Source organism: Paenibacillus sp. FSL H8-0168 (assembly GCF_038592955.1).
Taxonomy (GTDB): domain Bacteria; phylum Bacillota; class Bacilli; order Paenibacillales; family Paenibacillaceae; genus Paenibacillus; species Paenibacillus polymyxa_B.
In genome coordinates, this window is the sequence record NZ_CP151948.1 from 87,344 (window position 1) to 112,500 (window position 25,157).

General features: G+C 49.6%; 2 protein-coding genes. One reads left to right on the forward strand and one right to left on the reverse strand.

Annotated elements, in window-relative coordinates; translation table 11 throughout:
• Positions 1–78 precede the first annotated feature (78 nt).
• Positions 79–23,805, forward strand: coding sequence for a non-ribosomal peptide synthase/polyketide synthase (locus MHI21_RS00415; RefSeq protein ID WP_342419187.1), 23,727 nt, complete (start codon positions 79–81; stop codon positions 23,803–23,805).
• A 110-nt stretch (positions 23,806–23,915) separates the two neighbouring features.
• Here the strand turns inward: MHI21_RS00415 and MHI21_RS00420 are convergent, their stop codons facing one another.
• Complete coding sequence (locus MHI21_RS00420; protein ID WP_165179908.1) at positions 23,916–24,950, reverse strand: alpha/beta hydrolase; 1,035 nt, start codon at positions 24,948–24,950, stop codon at positions 23,916–23,918.
• Between the last annotated feature and the right edge of the window lie 207 nt (positions 24,951–25,157).

Here is a 25,157-nt window from a genome sequence, read left to right on the forward strand (position 1 = left end):
CGTTAAACTGTCCTTTTGTCCTCCTGACTGCCAGGTGCAGCGGGAGGATATTCACATCATGGAATAGGAGTGAATGAGATGAATGACATGCAGTTATATGATTTAACAAATGCGCAGAAGCGTATATGGTATACCGAATTACTCTACCCAGATACGTCAGTGTCACAGCTTTCCGGTACAGCTAAGATGAAGGGGCATATCAATATTGCTGCCTTTATGCAGTCCATTAATTTGATTATCAAACAGTATGATGCGTTCCGCATCCGTATTACCTCAGTGGATGGAGTGCCTCAGCAGTACGTCGTTCCTTATGAAGAGAGACAGTTGGAGTGCCTGGATCTTAGTCACTATGAAAGTGTATCTGAGGTGGAAGCTTTACTTGAGCAACACAAAAGAAAACCCTTGCCCCTGCTGGATTCTGAGCTCTTCCAGTTTTTAATTGTGAAGATTAGCGAGGAAGAGTATTGGATTAATATCAAGATGCACCATATTATTTCTGACGGGATCTCAATGGTGGTCTATGGCAATCAGCTGACAGCATTTTACATGGAGTTAATTCAAGGAAATGAACCGGAGCTGGGCGACGATTGCTCGTATATTCAATATATTGCAGATGAGAATGCATACGAACTTTCTGACAGATACCAAAAGGATAAGGCTTACTGGCTAGATAAATTTTCCGATTTGCCTGAGCTTACGGGTTGGAAGTCATATAATCCGTTATCTTTAAGCACTCACGCCGTTCGGGAGCATTTTACCGTACCAGAAGTGCTATATCACGAGCTGCAAGCATTTTGCCAACAGAATAGGATTTCTTTGTTCCAGTTCTTCATGGGTGCGATGTATATCTACATACACAAAATGACGAATCAGCCGGATGTGGTGATTGGCACTTCGTTCGCTAACCGGGGGAACAAAAAAGAGAAGCAAAAGATAGGTATGTTCGTCAGCACCGCTGCTGCCAGAACATACGTCAAAAAGGATATAGATGTGTTGAGCTTCCTGCAGGATGTAGCCAGAGATCAGATGTCAGTCCTGCGGCATCAGAAATATCCATACAATCAGTTAATTCAGGATCTTAGAGAAATGCATGGGAACAAGGATATTCAGCGGCTTTTTGGCGTTTCAATGGAATATCGTCTTATCAATTGGGTTGATTTGGATGATGTGCGTATTTTGACAGATTATGATTTCTGCGGGGACGAAGTGAACGATTTCGTGCTTCATATCGTGGAGATCCTGGATGAAGGCGAACTGGTACTGGATGTCGATTATCGGACAGAGCTGTTTGAACGCAGTGAAGTTAAGGACATGGTTTCCCAGTTGCTTACGATCGCCGAGCAGATCATTCATTCACCTCAGCTTTCTATCGCAGAGGTAAGCTTATTAGGTGAACCAGAAGAGCAATCCATTTTGGCTCTTTCGGAAGGCGCCGCAGTCGATTATCCACGAGAGAAGACCATTCATGGCTTATTCGAGGAACAAGCCGAGCGCACGCCAGATCACGTAGCCGTTCAGATGGACGAGCAGAGCATTACATACCAAGCTCTAAACGAGCAGGCTAACCAGCTTGCGAGATATTTGCGCTCCGAGGGAGTAGGGGCAGATACGCTCGTAGGGATTATGGCTGACCGTTCCTTGGAGATGGTCATCGGGATGTTGGCCATTTTGAAAGCAGGTGGTGCCTATGTACCAATTGACCCCGATTATCCCGAAGAGCGTATCCACTATATGCTGGAGGATTCAGGTGTAAGTCTGTTGCTCACCCAAAGTCATCTATGGGAGAGCACCACTTTTGACGGAAAGCTTGTGAGTCTGGACGAAGCTGCAACGTATACAGGAGATGCTTCCAATCTGGAGAGTATTTCGGGACCAAGCCATCTGGCCTATGTTATCTACACGTCGGGTACGACTGGCAAGCCGAAGGGCACGCTGATTGAACACAAAAATGTAGTTCGACTGCTCTTTAACGATAAAAATTTATTTGACTTCAACTCTCAGGATACGTGGACGCTGTTCCATTCGTTCTGCTTCGATTTCTCCGTTTGGGAGATGTACGGAGCGCTTCTTTACGGAGGGAAATTGGTGATTGTTCCATCTCTCACAGCCAAGAGCCCAGCAGCTTTCCTGGAGTTGTTGAAAGACAACCAAGTCACCATCTTAAATCAGACGCCGACGTATTTTTATCAGGTGCTACAGGAAGAGTTAATGCACTCTTCGACAGAGCTTGGCCTTAGAAAAATCATTTTTGGTGGAGAGGCTTTAAGTCCATCTCTTCTGAGAAACTGGCGGGTCAAGTATCCTGATGTGCAGCTGATTAATATGTACGGAATTACGGAAACAACGGTTCATGTCACCTATAAGGAAATCACGGAACATGAGATTGAAGCGGGGAAAAGCAATATTGGCAGAACGATCCCCACACTTAGCGCTTACATTCTCGATGAGCAAAGACGCCTGCAGCCTGTTGGGGTTCCAGGAGAGCTATACATTGCGGGAGACGGTCTTGCCCGTGGGTATTTGAATCGGCCGGATTTGACGTCTGAGAAATTCGTTGAGCATCCGTATCGGGTGGGAGAGCGGCTGTACCGAACTGGGGATCTTGCTCGTTGGTTGCCTGATGGCAATATTGAATATTTGGGGCGGATCGACCATCAGGTCAAAATTCGCGGCTACCGAATTGAGCTTGGCGAGGTAGAAGCCCAAATTCTCAAGGCTCCAAGCGTACGAGAAACGATTGTCCTCGCACGGGAAGACGAACAGGGCCAAAAATTGCTGTGCGCCTACTATGTAGCCTCCAGTGACCTTTCGCCGGGGGAATTGCGGTCTCAGCTGGCGGCGGAACTCCCCGCTTACATGATTCCTTCTTATTTTGTCCGGCTGGAGCAAATGCCGCTTACACCAAATGGCAAACTGGATCGCCGTGCGTTGCCGGCTCCTGAAAGCAGCGTACAATCCGGTGAGGCTTATTTGGCTCCGAGAACTGCTGTGGAAGCTCAGATGGTACTCATCTGGCAAGATATCTTGGGCGTTGCTCGTGTCGGTGTCAGAGATAATTTCTTTGAAATTGGTGGTCACTCTTTGCGGGCAACAGTGCTCGTTTCACGGATTCACAAAGAATTGGGATGTAGCATTTCGCTGCGTGAGGTGTTTCAGTCACCTACGGTCGAATCCTTGGCGCAACTTGTGAAAAAACACATTCCGACCATGTACGAATCCATCCCACAGGCAACGGAAAGCGAGGCTTACCCAGTGTCCTCAGCGCAAAAGCGGTTATACGTGCTGAGACAGATGGACGGGGGAGAGCTCAGCTACAATATGCCAGGGGTCTTCACAGTGGATGGACCGTTGGATCGCACGCGGCTGGAGTCTGCGTTCCAGGCACTGATCCAGCGTCATGAATCCCTGAGAACTGGCTTTTATATGCAGGATGGAGAGCTTGTTCAGCGTGTGCATAGGAATGTGCCGTTTGCGTTGAACTACACAGAGGCTTTGGTGGAGGAGACGGATACGCTCATTCACAACTTTATTCGTGCCTTTGATCTGAGCCAGGCTCCATTACTGCGTGTTAGCTTGGTGAAGCTCCAGGAGGAGCGTCATCTGTTGCTGTTTGATATGCATCACATCATTTCAGATGGGGTTTCTATTCAAATATTGATAGAGGAACTTACTCATTTGTATCAAGGAGAACAGCTCCCAGAGCTGCACATCCAGTACAAGGATTATGCCGTATGGCAACGGGAACAGTCAGAGAACCAATGGCAAGATCTTGAGGAATATTGGTTGCAATCCTTTGAAGGAGAGTTGCCGGTATTGGATTTGCCTACAGACTTCCAACGACCTTCAGTTCGGAGCTTCGAGGGTAGCCGAATTGATTTTACATTGGATGAGTCTGGCAATAAGGCGATACAAGAGCTTGCATCCCGTACAGGTACTACACTGTATATGGTATTGCTGGCCGCCTATTCGGTACTACTGCACAAATATACAGGACAGGAGGACATCGTCGTAGGTTCTCCAGTAGCCGGAAGACCGCAGGCTGAGCTTGAGGGCATCATCGGGATGTTTGTCAACACACTGGCCTTGCGCAGCTACCCGGCAGGAGATAAAACCTTTCAGGATTATCTTCTGGAAATCAAGGAAACGGCGCTCAAGGCGTTTGAGCATCAGGATTACCCTTTTGAAAAATTGGTCGAAAAGCTGGGCGTAGGACGTGATGTCAGCCGCAATCCGCTCTTTGACACCTTATTGGTATTACAAAATACCGAGCAGGAAGAGCAGGAAATGGACGGAGTGCACTTTACTCCTTACTTGATGGACACCGTCACAGCCAAATTTGACCTGTCCCTCAATGTAGAGGAGAAGGGGTCAAAATTAGCCTTTGGCCTCGAGTATAGTACGGCTTTATATCGGCGTGAAACCGTAGAGCGACTTGCAACGCACTTGCTCCGGGTTCTGCATGCAGTCGCGGCCAATCCTCAGTTGCAACTGGCCGAGATAGAAATGATCACACCGGAGGAGAAAGTACAGATCGTTGAAGTATTTAACGCGACATCGGCTCCTTATCCAAGGGACAAGACCATTCATGAGCTGTTCGTAGAACAAGTCAATCGTACACCAGAGCAGACGGCGCTTGTATTCGGCGATGTCCAGCTAACGTACCTTGAATTGCAAGACAAGGCGAGCCGACTGGCCCAAACACTGCGTCGTTTGGGAACGTTGAGGGAGCAGCCTGTGGCCGTGATGGGCGGACGAAGCATTGAGATGGTCATTGGTATGCTCGCGGTGCTTCAAGCGGGTGGAGCCTATGTGCCGATTGATCCTGATTACCCGGAAGATCGGGTTCGTTATATGCTTAATGATTCCGACGCCAAGCTATTATTGGTGCAAAAGGGCGAGCTTATAAGTGTAGACTACGGTATACCGATTGTCGATCTTAGCAGTGAAGAGGCCTATGCAGCTGAACCTGCCCAGCCGGAGACTGCTCAGGGATCGCAGGGGCTTGCTTATGTCATCTATACATCGGGTACGACGGGTAGACCGAAGGGCGTTATGGTTGAACACCGGAACGTGGTCCGTCTAGTCAAAGAGACCAACTATGTGGAGCTGAATGAATCCACACGAATTTTGCAGACAGGAGCCGTGGCCTTTGATGCTTCTACATTCGAAATATGGGGAGCGTTACTTAACGGTGGGCAGCTCTATTTCGTGGAGAACGACGATATCCTGATTGCCGATAGGCTAAAAGCGTCCATTACCAAGTACGGGATTACAACAATGTGGCTTACTTCACCGCTTTTCAATCAGCTTTCCCTGCAGGATGAGTACCTGTTCAGAGGGCTAAAAACATTGCTGGTCGGCGGAGACGTACTGTCCATATCTCATATGAATCGTGTAATCGAGGCTAATCCTGATCTTGTCCCTATCAATGGCTATGGTCCGACAGAGAATACGACCTTCTCCACCACCTACAAGATTCTGGGTCGTGCCGAAGGGGTCGTGCCGATTGGTCGCCCAATTAGTAATTCTACCGCTTATGTGGTCAACGGATCACTGCAATTACAGCCTATTGGTGCTTGGGGTGAACTCATTGTCGGCGGTGAAGGTGTAGCGCGCGGATATCTCAATCGTCCTGATCTCACAGCAGAGAAATTTGTTCCTAGTCCTGTGAAGGACGGAGAACCCTGCTACAGAACTGGGGATTTGGTACGCTGGCTTCCAGATGGGAATTTGGAGTTTAAAGGAAGAATTGATGAGCAGGTCAAAATACGTGGTTACCGCATCGAACTCCCTGAAATCGAGGCCCAACTGGCCAAGGTGGAGTCAGTAATCGACGCCGTAGTGGTCGTTCGCGCGGATGAGCTTGGCGAGAAGCAGCTTTGCGCTTATTATGTGGCGGATCGTACGCTCACGGCAGGCGAAGTACGTCTTTCCCTATCGCAGGTACTTCCAGGCTATATGATTCCATCCTACTTTATCCAGATGGATCGTATGCCATTAACATCAAACGGAAAAGTGGACCGCAGGTCTCTGCCGGCTCCTCAAGTAGGCGCGCATACAGGACGGAAGTATACAGCTCCTCGTACACCGGCTGAAGAAGCTTTGGCATCTGTCTGGCAAGGGGTGCTGGGTGCCGAACAGGTGGGTATCCATGACAATTTCTTTGAATTGGGCGGAGACTCCATAAAAGCTATTCAGGTGTCGTCACGGTTACTGCAGGCCGGCTATCGGTTAGAGATGAAGCAGCTGTTCAAATCGCCAACCATTGCCGAGCTAGGCGCGGAAATACAAACGGCTGTGCATATGGCTGAACAGGGAGTTGTGCGTGGAACGACTCGCTTGACTCCAGTCCAACAGTGGTTCTTTGGACGGAAGCAGGCAGAGCCTCATCACTTCAATCAAGCGGTTATGCTGTATCGTGAACAAGGGTTTGAGGAAAAGGCCTTGCATCAGGTGCTAAGAAAACTCGCTGAGCATCATGACGCCCTTCGCATGGTTTTCCGTCAGACAGAGCATGGCTACGAAGCTTGGAATCGTGATCTTGAAGAAGGAGAGCTGTATAGCCTGTTCACCGCTGATTTACGGAATGAATCCGATCCGACTGCAGCCATTACATCGCTGTCGGATGACATTCAGCGCAGTATCAATCTGGCAGAAGGTCCGCTGCTGAAGTTAGGACTTTTCCATTGTCAGGATGGAGACCACCTTCTAATCGTGATCCACCATTTGGTGGTGGACGGAGTATCCTGGCGGATTTTGTTCGAGGATATTGCAGCAGGCTATGAGCAGGTGATTCAAGGACAAGCGCTGACATTCCCGCAGAAGACGGATTCCTTCCGTGATTGGGGAGACGCCCTTGCTCGTTATTCGGAAGGTCCTGAAATGGAGACTCATCGGGCGTATTGGAGAGAGCTGGAGGATCAGCCACTCGGACAGTTGCCGAAGGATGAGGCTGTGGAAAGCCTTCTTGTACAGGATAGCAAAGTAGTAACAGCACAATGGACTCTAGAAGAAACCGACCAATTGTTGAGAAAAGCCCATCGTGCTTATCAAACAGAGACGAATGATCTGCTATTAACTGCTCTGGGCATGGCGGTATCCCAATGGTCTGGCATCGGAAAGGTTGCTGTGAATCTGGAAGGACACGGTCGTGAGCCGATTATACCGAATATCGACATCACCCGTACCGTAGGCTGGTTTACAAGTCAATATCCGGTGATTTTAGACTTGGGGAATAACCCGGAAGTGGCCTCCTTGATCAAGTCTGTGAAAGAAGGGCTGCGCCGAATTCCGAACAAAGGTATTGGCTACGGGTTGCTCAAAACGATGGCAAGTCAGTTGGATGAAGGCAACTTCAGCTTGCAGCCTGAGATTTCTTTTAACTATCTGGGACAATTTGATCAGGATTTGCAAGGAAGCTCGTTGCAGATTTCTCCTTATCCGACCGGAAGCGCGCAAAGCTTGTTGGAGGAACCGGCCTATACGCTAGATATCAATGGCATGGTGACGGACGGAGCCCTGACTCTGACGATTACTTATAACGGAAAACAGTATAAGTCATCTACGATGGAACAGCTCGCTGGATATATTGAAGAAAGCCTGCGAGAGCTTCTCCAGCATTGCGTAACCCAAGAGAAAACCGTATTGACACCAAGCGACGTGCTTGCGAAGGGTCTAAGCATTGCCGATCTGGAGGAGCTTTCTAAGCAGACCAGCCACATAGGCGATATTGAGAATGTATATAGTCTGACTCCGATGCAGAAGGGCATGCTGTTCCATGATATGTTTGAGCCGCATACAGGTGCTTATTTTGAGCAGGCTGCCTTTGACTTTAAGGGTAGCTTTGATCCGACTGCATTCGGACACAGTCTGGATGCCGTGGTGGAGCGTCATGCCATCCTGCGCACGAACTTTTACAGCGGATGGGGCAGCGAGCCTTTGCAGGTTGTATTTCGACACAGAGGCGCTAAATTGGTGTACGAAGACCTGCGTGAGATGAATGCATCGCAGCGCGAAGCTTACCTGAAGACATTTGGTGCTAAGGACAAAGCACAGGGCTTCAACCTAGCTGAAGACGAGCTTCTCCGTGTATCCATTTTACAAACAGATGAAGAGAGCTTCCGTCTCTTATGGAGTTTTCACCACATCGTCATGGATGGGTGGTGTGTTCCGTTAATTACGCAGGAGGTATTTGAACACTATTTTGCCCTCCTGGAAGGAAGAGAGCCGCAGTTGGCAGAGGTTCATCCGTACAGTCGATATATCGAATGGCTCGAACAGCAGGATGAAGCAGCTGCGTCCAACTATTGGATCCGATATCTGGCCGGTTACGAGCAGCAGACACTTTTACCTCAAGTCGGTGGAGCAAGTAAGGGAGAAGGCTATATAGCAGAAAAGCTGAATTATCCTCTCAGCAGGGAATTGACTGAGCGCCTTGAAAAGGTGGCCAGGGATGCTCATGTCACGATGAATATATTGCTGCAGTCCCTCTGGGGCATTGCGCTTCAACGCTACAACGGTAGCAAGGATGTCGTGTACGGAAGTGTAGTATCAGGCAGACCAGCAGAAATTCCGGGCATTGATCGGATGATCGGTTTGTTCATCAATACGATTCCCGTTCGTGTGAAGACAGAGGAGAATCTCCCCTTCACAGTTCTGATGAAGCAGCAGCAGGAACGATATATGGCTTCTCATATGTATGACACCTACCCGTTGTTTGAGATTCAGGCTCAGACGGATCAGAAGCAGGATCTAATCTCCCATATTATGGTGTTTGAAAACTATCCTGTGGAAGAGGAGGTAGAGCGTCTGGGTGGTGGCGAGGCTGCCTTTGAGATTGAGGAAGCGGAGCTTCTTGAGCAAACGAATTATGATTTTAATTTAATTGTCCTCCCTGGCGAAGAAATGAGATTGCTGTTCCAGTACAATGCACTTGTTTATGACCCAGTGACAATTGAGCAAATCAAGGGCCATCTGGTTCACCTCATGGAACAAATTGTAGAGAACCCTGCCATTTCCGTGGATGCACTAGAATTAGTCACGCCGCAGGAGAGAGAACAGATTCTGAACGTATGGGGAAATACAAAAGGCATTTACGAGCACTGTAACACGTTCCACGGGCTGTTGGAGGAACAGGCGGGACGAACGCCGGATGCGACTGCCCTTTGGTTCGAGGACGAGAGTCTGACCTATGCCGAGCTCAATGCAAAAGCCAATGGACTGGCGAGAAGGCTCCGTACTCAGGGAATCAAGACGGGAGATCTGGTGGGACTGATTGCTGAACGGTCGCTCGAAATGATCGTTGGGATCTACGGCATTATGAAAGCCGGGGGTGCCTATGTTCCAATCGATCCAGAGTATCCGAAAGAACGAATCAGTTACATGCTTGAAGATTCCGGGGCGAAGCTGATCCTTACACAGGCCCATCTCTTGGAGCATCTCGGATGGACGGAAAATGTTTTGCTGCTGGATGAATCATCGACCTATGATGCCGACACCTCGAATTTGGAGGCTACTGCTGGCCCGGATGATCTGGCTTACGTGATCTACACTTCAGGTACGACGGGTCAGCCTAAGGGCGTATTAGTCGAGCATCGGGGACTACCGAATCTTTCGGACGTATACGGGACACACTTCGAAGTTACACCGCAGGATCGGATCGTTCAGTTTGCAAGTCTGTCGTTTGATGCATCGGTTTCGGAAATTTTAACGGCGCTGAGCCACGGGGCTGTTCTGTGCATCCCTTCTACACAAGATATTTTAGATCATGCCCTGTTCGAGCAGTTCATGAACGATAAGGGGATTACGGTAGCGACTTTGCCACCCGCTTACGCTATCCACCTTGATCCAGAGCGTTTGCCAACACTGCGGTGCCTGCTAACCGCTGGATCGGCCGCATCCGTCGAGTTGATCGATGAGTGGAGGAAGCATGTACGTTACTCTAATGGCTATGGCCCAACAGAGGACTCCGTATGCACCACAATCTGGTCTGTCCCGGACAGTGAGGAAGCAACGGATATTGTATCTATTGGGCGACCTATTGCTAACCACAGTGTGTACATCTTGGATGACCATTTTAGATTGCAACCTGTCGGTGTAGCTGGAGAGCTATGCATTTCGAGTATCGGGTTAGCACGGGGGTATCATAATCGGCCTGAGTTAATGGATGAGAAGTTCGTGGACAATCCGTTTGCTCCAGGAGAGCGCATGTATCGGACGGGTGACCTGGTTCGCTGGTTACCGAATGGAATCATCGAGTACTTAGGTCGAATAGATCACCAAGTCAAAATCCGCGGTTACCGTATCGAGCTGGGCGAGGTAGAAGCACAAATGCTCAGAGTGCCGTCCGTTCAGGAAGCCGTAGCCATGGCTGTAGAGGGCGATGACGGCTACAAAGATCTAGTCGCTTATTTCGTAGCTGCTCAGAAACTTGAGGTATCCGAGCTTAGGGCCGTCCTGTCGGAGATATTACCTGGATATATGATCCCTTCCCGCTTCATACAACTGGAGGATATGCCTCTGACGTCGAACGGAAAAATCGATCGAAAAGCGCTGCAGGGCGAGCATGGATGGGCAGCGGCTTCATCTGAGGCTCCAAGGACACCTGTGGAAATTCAATTAGCTGAAATCTGGCAAGAGGTGCTGGGTGTAGAGAGCGCGGGAGTGAAGGATAATTTCTTCCATTTTGGAGGTCATTCACTGCGTGCAGCCCTGCTAGTCTCACGAATTCGCAAGGAAATGAATCGCGAGATTAGTCTGAGAGCAGTGTTCGAGTCTCCTACTATTGAAGGATTGGCTCGTGCCATTGAGGGCTATACACCGCTGAATTTCGAAGAAATTCCTACAGCGGGAGCGAGAGAGCATTATCCATTGTCCTCGGCCCAAAAACGACTGTTTATTCTAAGTCAGCTGGAAGGTGGAGAGCTGAGCTACAATATGCCGGGGGTCCTTACCGTTGAGGGAGCTTTGGATCGGGAACGGCTAGAGCAGGCATTCCGTCGTCTGATTCATCGTCATGGTTCGCTGCGTACTCGCTTTGTGACCGTGAACGGTGAACCTGTACAGCAGCTCCTGACAGATGTTCCGTTTACTGTGGAATATGCGGAGTTGAGCGAGGAAGAGGCAGGAGCTACCCTTCAGCAGTTTGTCCGCCCTTTCGATCTAGGTGTAGCTCCATTGCTGCGGGTTGGCCTTATTCGAATTGCACATGAGCGCCATTTACTATTGTTTGACATGCATCATATTGTCTCAGATGGGGTTTCTATGAATATTCTCATAGAAGAGTTTCTCCGCTTCTACCAAGAGGAGGACGTATTTCCTGAGCTACAGATCCAGTACACAGACTATGCTGTATGGCAGCAAGAGCAGCTCGGAAGCGAGCGTCTTAAGGCCCAGGAAGCTTACTGGCTGGATGCTTTCCGTGGAAGCTTGCCAGTGCTGGATTTGCCAGGAGATGAAGTTCGTCCTGCGGTGCGAAGCTTTGCGGGCGATCGAATCGACTTCCAAATTGATTCTTCTCTGAGTGCTTCACTTCAGGAGCTGGCTACCCGAACGGGTTCCACTCTGTTCATGGTACTGCTGGCAGCCTATACAGCGCTCTTGCACAAGTACACAGGTCAGGAAGATGTCATTGTCGGTTCACCTGTGGCAGGAAGATCTCATGCGACACTCGAAGGCCTCATCGGTATGTTCGTCGGCACAGTGGCACTTCGTACTTATCCAGAAGGAGAGAAGCCTTTCGAGGCTTATCTGCAGGAAGTGAAGGAAACAGCGCTGCGGGCCTATGAAAACCAGGATTACCCGTTCGAGGAGTTGGTAGAAAAGCTGGAGCTTCAGCGTGATTTGAGCCGTAACCCACTATTTGATACCATGTTTGTCCTGCAAAATATCGAGCAGGGAGAACAAGAAATAGAAGGATTGCGCTTCACTCCTTACGATAATGTACATCCGGCTGCCAAGTTCGATCTTACGCTGACCGTGAGTGAAGCAGACGGGGCATTGAACTGCACGCTTGAGTATGCGACTGCGATCTACAAGCAAGAGACTGCTGAGCGGATGGCAGGCCACTTTGTACAGCTTATTCGGGAAGCCATCGCCAATCCCGCACTGCCGTTGTCATCCCTTGATATCGTGACACCTCAGGAAAAATCAAGGCTGATGAAAGCGCCGGACCAAGCCAAGGCAGATTATCCTCGTGACAAGACGATCCATACGCTGTTCGAGGAGCAGGCCGCACGTACTCCGAATGCAGTGGCAGTCGTATGTGAAGATGCAACCCTGTCCTACAGCGAGCTGAACGAGCGGGCCAATGGACTTGCCCGAACGCTGAGGGAACGTGGTTTGCAACCAGACGGTTTGGCTGGAATTATGGCGGATCGTTCCCTTGAAATGGTGGTCGGAATTTTAGCCATCTTGAAGGCAGGCGGGGCCTATGTCCCTGTAGACCCTGAATATCCAGAGGACCGCATTCGCTTTATGCTTGAGGATTCGGGAGCCAAGCTACTGCTGACACAAGCGCATCTGGAGCAACGTGTCTCCTTCGCCGGGGATATCGTAAGTCTGGACAAAACGGCTTCCTACAAGGAGGATGTCTCAAACCTGCAGCCTGCAGCTGGACCGGAGCATCTTGCCTACGTCATCTACACATCGGGTACGACAGGCAAGCCAAAGGGAACACTGATTGAGCATAAAAATGTAGTTCGCTTGCTCTTTAATGATAAAAATATGTTTGACTTTGGTCCTCAGGATACGTGGACACTGTTCCATTCATTCTGTTTTGACTTCTCTGTATGGGAAATGTACGGAGCATTGCTAAACGGAGGACGGTTGGTCATCGTTCCATCGCTTACCGCGAAGAGTCCAGATCGTTTCTTGCAATTGCTTAAGGATCAGAAGGTCACCGTTTTGAACCAGACACCGACGTATTTCTACCAGTTGCTACAGGAAGAGCTCGGTCATCAAGCGGCAGAACTGAGCCTCCGCATGATTATCTTCGGTGGAGAGGCATTAGCCCCGGCCCTGCTCAAGGACTGGAGAACGAAGTATCCGCAAGTGCAGCTCATTAACATGTACGGCATTACCGAAACGACCGTGCATGTAACCTACAAGGAAATTACAGAGTTGGAAATTGAACAGGGCCGCAGCAATATCGGCACCACGATTCCGACGCTGCGAGCGTACATTTTGGATGAACAACGCCGTCCACAGCCGATTGGCATTCCAGGTGAACTCTATGTGGCGGGCGTAGGTCTGGCGCGAGGTTATCTGAACCGACCGGAATTGACGGAAGAGAAGTTTGTCGCTCATCCGTTTGAAGCGGGCGAGCGCATGTACCGCTCGGGTGACTTGGCACGCTGGTTGCCGGATGGCAGCATGGAGTATTTGGGACGGATTGACCATCAGGTAAAAATCCGTGGTTACCGTATCGAGCTGGGCGAAGTGGAAGCGAAGCTGCTCCATGCTCCGTCTGTAAGGGAGGCCGTTGTGCTCGCCCGAGAGGATGGAAGTGGACAAAAAGTGCTTGTCGGCTATTTCACTGCCGATCAGATGCTGACGGTAGGCGAGTTGAGAAAAGCCTTGGCTGCCGAACTGCCGACTTATATGATTCCATCTTACTTTATGCAATTGGAACAGATGCCTTTGACGCCAAATGGCAAGCTGGATCGCAAAGCGCTTCCGGCTCCAGAGGCCAATGTGCAGACTGGAGCGGTTTATGAACCGCCAAGGACGAAGGCTGAGGAAGCCTTGGCTTCCGTATGGCAAGGTGTGCTGGGAGCGCAGCAGGTCGGCATCCATGATCATTTCTTTGATCTGGGTGGTGATTCCATCAAGGCGATCCAAGTGTCCTCGAGATTGTTCCAAGCCGGATATAAATTAGAGATGAAGGATCTCTTCAAATATCCGACAATTGCCGAGCTAAGCCCGTATCTTCAGGCAGCCGGACGTACAGCGGAACAGGGCGAAATTAAAGGTGCAGCAGAGTTAATGCCAATTCAGCGTTGGTTCTTTGAACGCCATACAGCGGAGCCGCACCATTATAATCATGCCGTCATGCTCTATCGGAAAGACGGCTTTGATGAAGCTGCACTCCGGTTGACAATGGACCAAATTGCGATCCATCATGATGCGCTGCGTATGGTTTTCCGGTCTACAGAAGCTGGGTATGTAGCTTGGAATCGGGGAACGGACGAAGGCGAGCTCTACACATTGGACATTGCCGATATGCGGCAGGCGGAAGACCAGACAGCTGCGGTTCAGGCCCAAGCCGATGCCATTCAGGCAAGTTTTGACTTGGAAGGTGGCCCACTGTTCAAGCTAGGCCTGTTCCATTGTGACGATGGCGATCATTTGTTGATTGTCATTCATCACCTCTTGGTTGACGGCGTATCCTGGCGCATCCTGTTTGAGGACATTGCAGCGGGGTACGAGCAGGCATTGAATGGACAAGCAATCGTCCTTCCACAAAAGACCGATTCGTATCTTGTATGGTCTGAGCAAGCGACGAAGTATGCAGCAGGGCCTGCTCTGGACAAGGAGCGTGCATACTGGCAGCTGATCGAAGAGGCGATTTTGGCCCCACTGCCGAAGGATGAGGATCAGAAGCCGGGCACCATCCGGGATACTGAATCGGTTACGGTAACGTGGTCTGCGCAGGAAACAGACCTGCTGTTGCGGCAAGCGAACCGGGCGTATCATACGGAGACGAACGACTTGCTCTTGACTGCTCTGGGGGCAGCCATTCAGCGCTGGACAGGCATGGAGCAGATTTTGGTCAATCTTGAAGGGCATGGACGGGAAATGATCGTACCAGACCTGGATATTACCCGTACCGTCGGTTGGTTCACAACCCAGTATCCAGTTCTGCTGAACCTGCAAGGCGGACAGGAAGTATCTGCGCGCATCAAGCGCATCAAGGAGAATTTGCGAGAGGTTCCGCACAAAGGAATCGGCTACGGTCTTCTGAAGTATATGGCACCGGAGAAAAGTGTCGGATTTGGCGTGGAGCCGGAAATTTCCTTCAATTATCTTGGGCAGTTTGATCAGGATCTGGAGGGTAATGCCCTTAGCCTATCCACACATTCAGTTGGTAAGGCGCTCAGCGACCTCACACCACAGCAATATGCTCTGGATGTGAATGGCATGATTGCTGAAGGCCGGCTATCACTGACGATTACGTACAGCAGCAGGCAGTATCGTAACGAGACGGTGAGTCATTTTGCTGAATTATTACAGTCAAGCCTTAGTGAGGTCATCCGTCATTGTGTGGCTCAGGAGCGTTCACAGCTTACACCAAGTGATGTTCTGTTCCAAGGATTAACATTGGAGCAGCTTGATCGACTCACGGCGCAGACGGCTCACATCGGAGAGATTGAGGATGTGTACAAGCTGACGCCAATGCAGAAGGGAATGCTGTTTCACAGCCTGCTGGAGCCGGACTCCTCTTCATACTTCGAACAGGCAACGTTTGAGCTGCGTGGTAGCTTCGATGTAGATATCTTCTTCGAGAGCTTCCAGGCTTTGGTGCAACGACATGCCATACTACGTACCGGATTTTACAACAACATTGCTGATGTACCGCTGCAAGTTGTCTTTAAGCAACGGTTAATCCCTCTGCACCACGTAGATTTGCGTGACGCATCTATGCAGGAACAAGAAGCCCGAATCAAGGCTTATATTGCTGAAGATATGGTTAAGGGGTTCAGCTTGTCAGAAGATCCGCTGATGCGAGTGACCGTCTTGCAGAAGGATCAAAGCTGTCTTGTATTGTGGAGCTTCCACCATATTGTCATGGATGGCTGGTGTATCCCGATCATTACACAGGAGCTGTTCGATTATTATTCTGCCAAGAAACAGCAAGCACAGCCTGTCCTACCGCCAGCTCAGCCCTATAGCCGTTATATCGAGTGGCTTGATGCGCAGGATGATCAAGAAGCTTCAACATATTGGAGCCAATATCTTGAAGATTATGACGGGAACACCGTATTACCGGAAGGTAAAACGAAATCTCAAGCAAAAGAAGCGGGCTATGTTCTAAAAGAGCATGTTCTCCATCTGGGTGCATCTTTGACAGGTAAAATGGATGTTGTCGCGAAGCGCAATCACGTGACCGTCAACACACTCATGCAGACAGCCTGGGGACTGATTCTTCAACGTTATAATGCCAGCTCGGATGTCGTTTTCGGCGGCGTTGTGTCGGGTAGACCTGCTGAGATTGCAGGGATCGAAAATATGGTGGGTCTGTTCATTAATACAGTACCTATCCGTGTACAGTCATCCAAAGACGAAGCCTTTGTCGAGGTGATGAAACGTACACAGGCACAGTCATTGGCTGGTCGTGCCTACGACACCTATCCATTGTATGAGATTCAGGGGAAAACAACCCAAAAGCAGGACCTGATTTCTCATATTATGATCTTTGAAAATTACCCGCTCGACGAGCAGGTGGAGCAATCGGGTAATCAAACGGAGGACAATCTCGAAGTCGCCAACTTCACCATGTTTGAACAAACCAACTATGACTTTAACCTGGTTGTGATTCCAGGCGAAGACATCAAGGTCTGCATTCGCTATAATGCTTCGGTTTACGAGCAAGAAAGCATTGCACGTATCGGAGGACATTTGTTGCAGATGCTCGATCAGGTGGCTGCTCGTCCGCAGGCGACGATACAGGAACTGGAGATTGTAACATCCGAGGAACGGATAAACCTGCTTGACTGGGGCGGCAAGGCCCATACCTATCCAAGTGATCAGGGTCTGCATACCTTGTTTGAAGAACAGGTTGTCCGTACGCCGGATAAGATTGCGGCTGTAAATGGGGACACTCAGATCACGTATCGGGAGCTGAACGAGCAGGCGAACAGACTAGCTTCCACCTTGATAGACCAAGGACTACGGAGTGAACAAGTGGTAGGTCTGTTGGCAGATCGGTCTGTAGAGCTGCTTGTCGCCATCATGGGTGTGCTCAAAGCGGGTGGAGCCTATGTACCTATTGATCCTGAATATCCGCAGGAGCGGATTCAGTATATTCTGAAGGATTCTGGCGCTGAAATTCTGCTCACACAGAGCCACCTGACGGAGTTGGCCTCTTTTGAGGGAACGGTTATGGAATTGGATTCCCCGCACATCTACGGAACCGAGGTGGATAATCCCAATATTCCTGTTGGAGGAAACGATCTGGTGTACTTAATCTATACCTCGGGTACAACCGGAAATCCGAAGGGAACCATGATTAACCACAAAGGGATCGTGAACTACATCTGGTGGGCCAATAAGGTCTATTGTGCTGGGAAACCAACGGATTTCCCGTTGTATTCATCCATTTCGTTTGACTTGACGATGACATCAATGTTTACTCCGTTAATAAACGGAGGAATAGTACGGATTTATGATGGTATAGATAAGGCAGAGGTCGTTCAGCATATTTTGCGCGAAAATGCGGTCGATATTCTCAAGCTGACGCCGACGCATCTCAGTCTCATAAAAGACATGACCATTCCAGCAGAAAGTCGCATTCAACAGCTCATTGTGGGTGGAGAGAATTTGACCACACATTTGTCCAAAACGATTACCGATCTCTTTGGTGGCAACATCAAAATCTACAATGAATATGGACCAACCGAAACGGTCGTCGGCTGCATGATTCACCTGTACAATCCTGCGAAGGATACGCGTGAATCTGTACCGATTGGGTTGCCAGCAGACAATATATACATCCATATTCTGGATGAACAGCTTCGTCTCGTACCGTTAGGCGTGGAGGGTGAAATGTACATCGCCGGGGACGGGGTAGCCCGTGGATATCTGAACCGTCCTGAGCTTACCGCAGATAAATTCATTAGAAATCCGTTCGCTTCGGAAGGAAATATGTATCGCACTGGGGATTTGGCTCGTCGCCTTCCTAATGGAGACATTGAGTACATTGGACGCATTGACCACCAAGTTAAAATACGGGGCTATCGTATTGAGCTTGGTGAGATTGAGGCCAAGCTGCTGGACATTCCACTTGTCGAGGAAGCTCTCGTTGTTGCGTGGACAGATGCTCATGGGCAGAAATCGCTGTGTGCTTACTTCGTAGCTAATCGCGAAATGTCTGTCAGCGAGCTGAGAGACGAACTGTCTGCCGGACTGCCTGCATATATGATTCCGTCTTACTTCGTCCAACTGGACGTGATGCCTCTGACACCGAATGGTAAGCTGGATCGCAAGGCACTGCCTGAACCGAACTCGGGTATAAAGGCGGGAGCAGACTTTACCGCTCCGCGCACGGATGTGGAGAACATTTTGGCTTCAATCTGGCAGGGTGTACTCGGCGTGCCGCTTGTCGGCATTCATGATAATTTCTTTGAGCTTGGAGGTGACTCGATCAAATCCATTCAAGTATCCTCAAGGCTTCTCCAAGCAGGCTATAAGCTTGAAATGAAGGATTTGTTCGGTTATCCGACAATTGCAGAGCTGGCACAGCGCGTTAGTGTGGTCAGCCGAATTGCGGACCAAAGCGAGGTACACGGAGCGGTAAGACTGGGACCTGCTCAGCACAGATTCTTCGATGAACAGTCGATGGATCTGCATCACTTTAATCAGTCGGTCATGTTGTACCGACGGGATGGCTTCAATACCGATGCGCTCGCCGAGGTTGTTCGGAAAATTGCAGAGCATCATGATGCTTTACGACTGGTGTTCCGCCAAGGAGAGCAGGGATTGGAGGCCTGGAACCGGAGCATGGATGAGGGTGAGCTCTATAGCCTCCAGATCCACGACCTGCGGGATGAGACAGACCCGGCTTCAGCAATAGAAGCAGGTGCGGAAGCCATTCAGCGCAGCATCTCTCTGGAGGATGGACCTCTCTTTAGACTGGGTCTGTTCCGCTGTGCGGAAGGTGAACATCTGTTGATCGTTATTCATCATCTGGCTGTGGATGGCGTATCCTGGCGTATTCTCTTTGAGGACCTGCAGGATGGCTACGAGCAGGCAGCACGTGGAGAAGCGGTCAAGCTTCCACAGAAGACGGATTCGTACCGTGCATGGGTTGAGGGAATCACACAATTTGCGAATAGTCTGGCGGCTGAACAAGAACGCAGCTATTGGGCAGAGGTAGAGGGAGATGGCTTTGTCCCTCTTCCCAAAGACAAGGTAGACGGCGCTCTTCTCATCAAAGACAGTGAGGCTGTCACGGTGAGATGGTCACCAGAAGAGACAGAGCAGTTCCTGAAAGAAGCGAACCGCACTTACAATACGGAGGTCAACGATCTGCTCCTGACGGCTCTGGGTATGGCTGTTCACGAGTGGACGGGAATCGAACGTGTAGGCATCCTTCTGGAGGGACATGGACGGGAGCCTGTTGTGCCGGAACTGGATATTACTCGCACAATAGGCTGGTTTACAAGTCAATACCCTGTCGCCCTTGAGATGGGAGGGGAATTGGAGATCGGCGCCAGAATCAAGCACGTCAAGGAAGGCTTGCGTCGTATCCCGAACAAAGGTGTCGGATATGGTATTTTGAAATATTTAAGCGACGGTTCCGATATCTCCTCCTTCTCGGCTGAACCGGAGATTACCTTCAACTACTTGGGACAGTTCGACCAGGATCTTGCAGGAGGGATGATGGAAGTATCGCCTTACTCAGTAGGACCTGAGGTCAGTGAGCAGATGGTGCAGCATCAGGCATTGAACATTAATGGACTGATTGCCGAAGGACAGCTTCAACTTTCGGTCAGCTATAACCGTCATCAGCTCGACGGGGAGTCCGTGGCTAAGTTTGTTGGCATTCTGAAGAACCGTCTTAGCGAAGTTATTGGACATTGCGTAAGTAAGGAAAGAACAGAACTTACACCAAGCGATGTACTCCTCAAAGATATCAGCTTGGAAAAGATTGAGGAGTTAGAAGAGCAGACACGGCATATCGGCAGTATTGAAAATATGTATAAACTGACGCCGATGCAAAAAGGAATGTTGTTCCACAGCTTGCTGGAGCCTCATTCGGAAGTCTACTTTGAGCAGGCCAAATTTGAAATTCAGGGAGCATTCTATCCTGAGGATTTCAAACGCAGCTTAAAATATCTGATGAAACGGCATGCCATATTGAGAACGAATTTCCATGCCGGGTGGGGCGATTTCCCTATTCAGATTGTGTTCAAAGAAAGAGCGTGTGACTTCGTATACGAGGATCTGCACGAGCTGGAAGCCGATGAAATTCAAGCGCGTCTTGCAGCTTATACTGCTCAGGACAAAGCAAGAGGCTTTAATCTTGCTGAAGAAGCATTGCTGCGTGTTGCTATTCTACGTACAGCAGAAGAGGCTTACCATCTGCTGTGGAGCTCTCATCACATCATTTTGGATGGCTGGTGTATGCCGCTTGTGCTCCAGGAAGTGTTTGAGACGTATGGGGTTCTGCGTGAGCAAAGGGAGCCTGAGCTTCCTGCAGCTGTATCGTACAGCCAGTATATTCAATGGTTGGAGAAGCAAGGCGAGGAAGAGGCATCCTCTTACTGGAGAGGGTACCTGGAAGGCTACGAGCAGCAGACGAAGCTGCCACAAGCCATCACACAGCCATCAGCAAAAGCAGAAGCCTATGTGTCGGAGAAGCTAGTATTCACGTTGGATGCGGAATTGACCGATCGCCTGGAACAGGTGGCCAAACAGCATCAGGTGACGATGAATACATTGATGCAAGCAGCCTGGGGAATCGTGTTGCAGCGCTACAATAGAAGCCAGGATATCGTCTTCGGAAGTGTAGTATCGGGGAGACCTGCCGAGATTCCGGGTATCGAAAGTATGATCGGTCTCTTTATCAATACAGTTCCGGTTCGGGTTCAGGCCGAGGGAAGTGATTCGTTCTCCCATGTGATGAAAAGACAGCAGGAATTATATTTGGCAGGACATGCTTATGATTCCTATCCGCTCTATGAGATTCAAGCACAGAGCGAACAAAAGCAAGATTTGATTTCTCATATTATGGTGTTCGAAAATTACCCGGTAGAAGAGCATCTGGAAGAGAAAATTGCTAGTGAAGAGGCTGAATACAGAATTACGGATGTTCAGATGTTTGAACAGACGAATTATGATTTTAACCTCATTGTGCTGCCGGGCCGTAATCTGGAGTTCTTGTACCGTTACAATGCCCGCGTCTATGATCGGGAGAGCGTGGAACGCATTCAAGGACACTTGACGAGAATTCTGACAAGCGTTGCTGTTCAACCTACCATCCGTATTGATGAGCTGGAGTTGATCACCCCAGAAGAGAAATCGCAGATTATAGAGGTGTGGGGCGATACAGCAGCTCCTTATCCGCGTGAGCAGACCCTTCACGGTATATTTGAGGAAAAAGCAGCGCTCACACCGGATCGTACAGCACTTATTTACGGTGAAACGGAGCTTACCTATGGAGAACTCGATCAGCAGGCGAACCGTCTCGCACGTACGCTGCGTGCCCAAGGGGTCAGACCGGACCAACCAGTCGGCATCATGGTCGAGCGCTCGCTTGAGATGATCATTGGTATTCATGCCATTCTAAAAGCTGGCGGGGCCTATGTACCGATTGATCCGGAGTTCCCAGAAGATCGTATTCGCCACATGCTGGAGGATTCGGGAGCGAAGCTTCTGCTGACGAAGAACCATCTCCAAGATCGTTTTCCGTTCACTGGTACGATTCTGGCACTTGATGATCCGCAGGCGTATCATGCGGATAGCTCGAAACTGGAGCCAATTGCGGGGCCGGAGCATCTGGCGTATATCATTTACACGTCAGGTTCAACCGGCAAGCCGAAAGGGGTAATGATTGAGCATCGCGCTGCCGTCCATACGCTGAGTCAGTTGGAAGCTGAATATCCGATGTTGGCAGGCGACCGTTTCCTGCTCAAAACGACATTCACCTTTGACTTCTCCGTGCCGGAGCTGTTCTGCTGGTTCTTTGGACAAGGGACTCTCGTGATCCTGCCACAAGGCGTGGACAAAGACCCGATGGCACTGCTAGAGGCCGTGGATACGAACCGTATCACGCATCTCAATTTGGTGCCGTCGATGCTCAGTGTGCTCGTTCAATACTTGAAAGAAAGCGGCAACCAAGGATTCCTTACTCTGAAATACCTGTTTGCCTGCGGCGAGACGCTGCCTGCCAAACTTGTGGAAGAGTATTATAAAGTATCTCCTTACGCAGTACTGGAAAACATCTACGGTCCTACGGAAGCAGCCGTATATGCGACTCGGTATACAACGAGCCTTGAGACTGCGGCTCTAACGCATGTGCCGATCGGCAAACCGTACGCTAACGTCCAAGTATGGATGATGGACAGCGCTTCTCAGGTATCACCTGTGGGGGTACCGGGAGAACTCTGCATTGCGGGCGAAGGGGTAGCGCGGGGGTATTTCAACCAGTCGGACCTGACGGCAGAGAAGTTCATTCCTCACCCGTACAAACCGGGAGCACGAATTTACCGAACGGGCGATTTGGCCCGATGGCTACCAGACGGGAATATTGAGTATTTGGGGCGGATCGATCACCAGGTAAAAATCCGCGGTTACCGCATTGAGCTGGGAGAAGTGGAAGCACAAATTCTGAAGGTGCCATCGGTGCAGGAAGCGGTTGTTCTAGCACTGGCTGACTCCACCGGAAGTACTCAACTTTGTGCATACTTTGTGGCCGAAGAGGGGCTTGCAGCGGGCGTGCTACGCGAAGTACTGGCCAGCGAGCTGCCAAGCTACATGATTCCGACTGCTTTCGTACAGTTGGCACAAATGCCGCTGAATCCGAATGGCAAATTGGATCGCAAAGCGCTACCGGCACCGGAAACACTTCTGCGGAGCACAGCGGAGTATATCGCGCCGCGTACGCAGACAGAAGTAGAGCTCGCTCAGATTTGGTCCGAGGTGCTCGGCGTACAGGAAATCGGGATCAGAGATCATTTCTTCGAACTTGGGGGCCATTCCCTGAAAGTATTGGGCTTGATCCAAAGGATTTCGTCCGGTATGGGCGTCCAGCTACCACTCCAAGTCGTGTTTAATCTGCCGACTGTGGAAGAAATGGCGCATGAAATATCCAAGTTGCAGGCAACAACTGCTGCTAATGAAGAGGAAATGGAAATTATCCGCTTCCCAGGGAAAGGAACACTCAAAGTGTTTTGCTTCCCTCCACGGGTAGGCCACTCTCTGGGGTACTATGAGATGGCCAAGGAGCTGGAAGGGCTTTGCGAGGTGTACGGGATGGAATTTATCGGCGATCGTTTCCAGGGCCAAGATATGCTGGATCGATACATCGATGCCATCGTGGATATTCAAGCAGAGGGCCCGTATATATTCCTGGGATACTCACTTGGAGGAAATCTCGCCTTCGAGGTAGCTAAAGCCATGGAAAGCCGAGGTCACCATGTTAGCGACCTTATTATGGTAGATGCTATGAGAAAGATGTCCAAGGATGAATCGACACCGGAGGAGCTTGAAGAGATTGTCGAGATGGTACTGGACAGCATTAGGGACCAGTACAAAGCATTCCTCGCCGATCCAGTGGACAGGGAGCGAGTCATGGACAAAATGTTGGTGTACTCCACCTACCGCGATGAGCTTATTAACGCAGGTGAAGTTCATGCGAATATCCATGCTCTGATTGCAGAGGATGATAGTATTGGTCCGGATACATCATTAGATAAATTGTTATGGCAACAGGCGACACTTGGTCAATACAAAGAATACGAAGTCATCGGAACGCATGATGTGCTGCTTGATTCCGGTTTTATTGGGGAAAATGCTAAAGTACTGAGACAGATACTTGGCAAGGTCACAGAGGCTTCATCTAATAACAAGCCCATTTTGTCCTAAGCTCAATCAAGCATAATAAGTGATAGGCAGCAAAGACGCCCGGATTCCTTTATATAGAAGGAACTTGGGCGTCTTTTGTTTTTTTAAGCTGTCCTTAACATATAAAGTCCCTAATCATCTGTGAATGCTTTAGACGTGGTTGACTGAAAGTGACTGGTGTCGGTGATGAGTTCACGGATGACTTGGATGACAAGCTCCGGTTGATCATGGATGATCATATGCTCGCTCTTCTTGGCAACAATTAATTTGCTGTTTGTAGAGATGTTAAGCATCTCGCGCTGTCCCATTTGCCAGCTTTGTTCAATCTGATCATTTCCGCGTTTACTAATACCGAACTGAGTCAAATCTTGTTGAATGCCCCGGGCAATTACACGTACAGGGAGATTACCCAGATGCTGTCCCCGTATGGCATCTTCGGTAGTGCTCGCTAGGTCACCCTCCTCTGCAACAGATCGAAAGTATTTAGAAGAAGCGACAATATTCACAAAAGATTTTCTATCTTGATATTCGACCCGACCCGTTAGCATAAAATTGGGGAACAGGCGAAAAGCCCCTGATTTTTCTAGGAGAATGGATATTAACGGGGAGGGATTGACCTTAGGCCGTTCCTTGGCATAGATCTTATTTGTCCGTCGGGCGTCATTCTCAGGCCTGGCATCCACCAGAACCAATCCTGCCACTTCGTCTCTGTATGTCTGCGCGTACAGTCTTGAGTACATCCCTCCGAGGGAATGGCCTACCAGAATATAAGGAGCTTGGATGCCTGCGTTTTTTAAGGCGACATGAAGCTCTCGAACGATGTTTTCCCCGGTTCGTGGAGTAGCAGCCTCCTCGCTCCAGGCATAGCCTGCCCGGTCATAGGATACAACAGTGGCGAATGATGACAGCTTTTCGGGAATATCTCTCCAGGAGAGGCTACTTTCCCCGCTCCCTGATTCAAGCAATATTGTTGGAGAACCGTTACCGAGTTTACGAATATGAAGTCGATAGCCCCCGGCATCGACCAATTCCCCCGGAGGTGGGTATTGTGATTTATCCTTCTTGGATGCAATCCACTCATACACAAATCCGGAGATCACGAAAAGCAATAAGCAAGAGATAATAAGAAACACAATTCTCGTCCATGTTCGCCTTCGTTGCTTCATTAGAAAATCTACTCCTCTATACAGCTATAATTAATCATTACCTAAAGTTGCGTGAGACAATAGCTGCTACCGTATGGTTTGTGGCTAGCTCCTTATCTTTTTACCCATCCTTTGTTTGTCAAATCATCAATATTAAAGAAAAAACAGAATATGCACTTGAGTTGTAATGAGCAACCCGTATATTCTTGATCATTGAATGGAGATCAC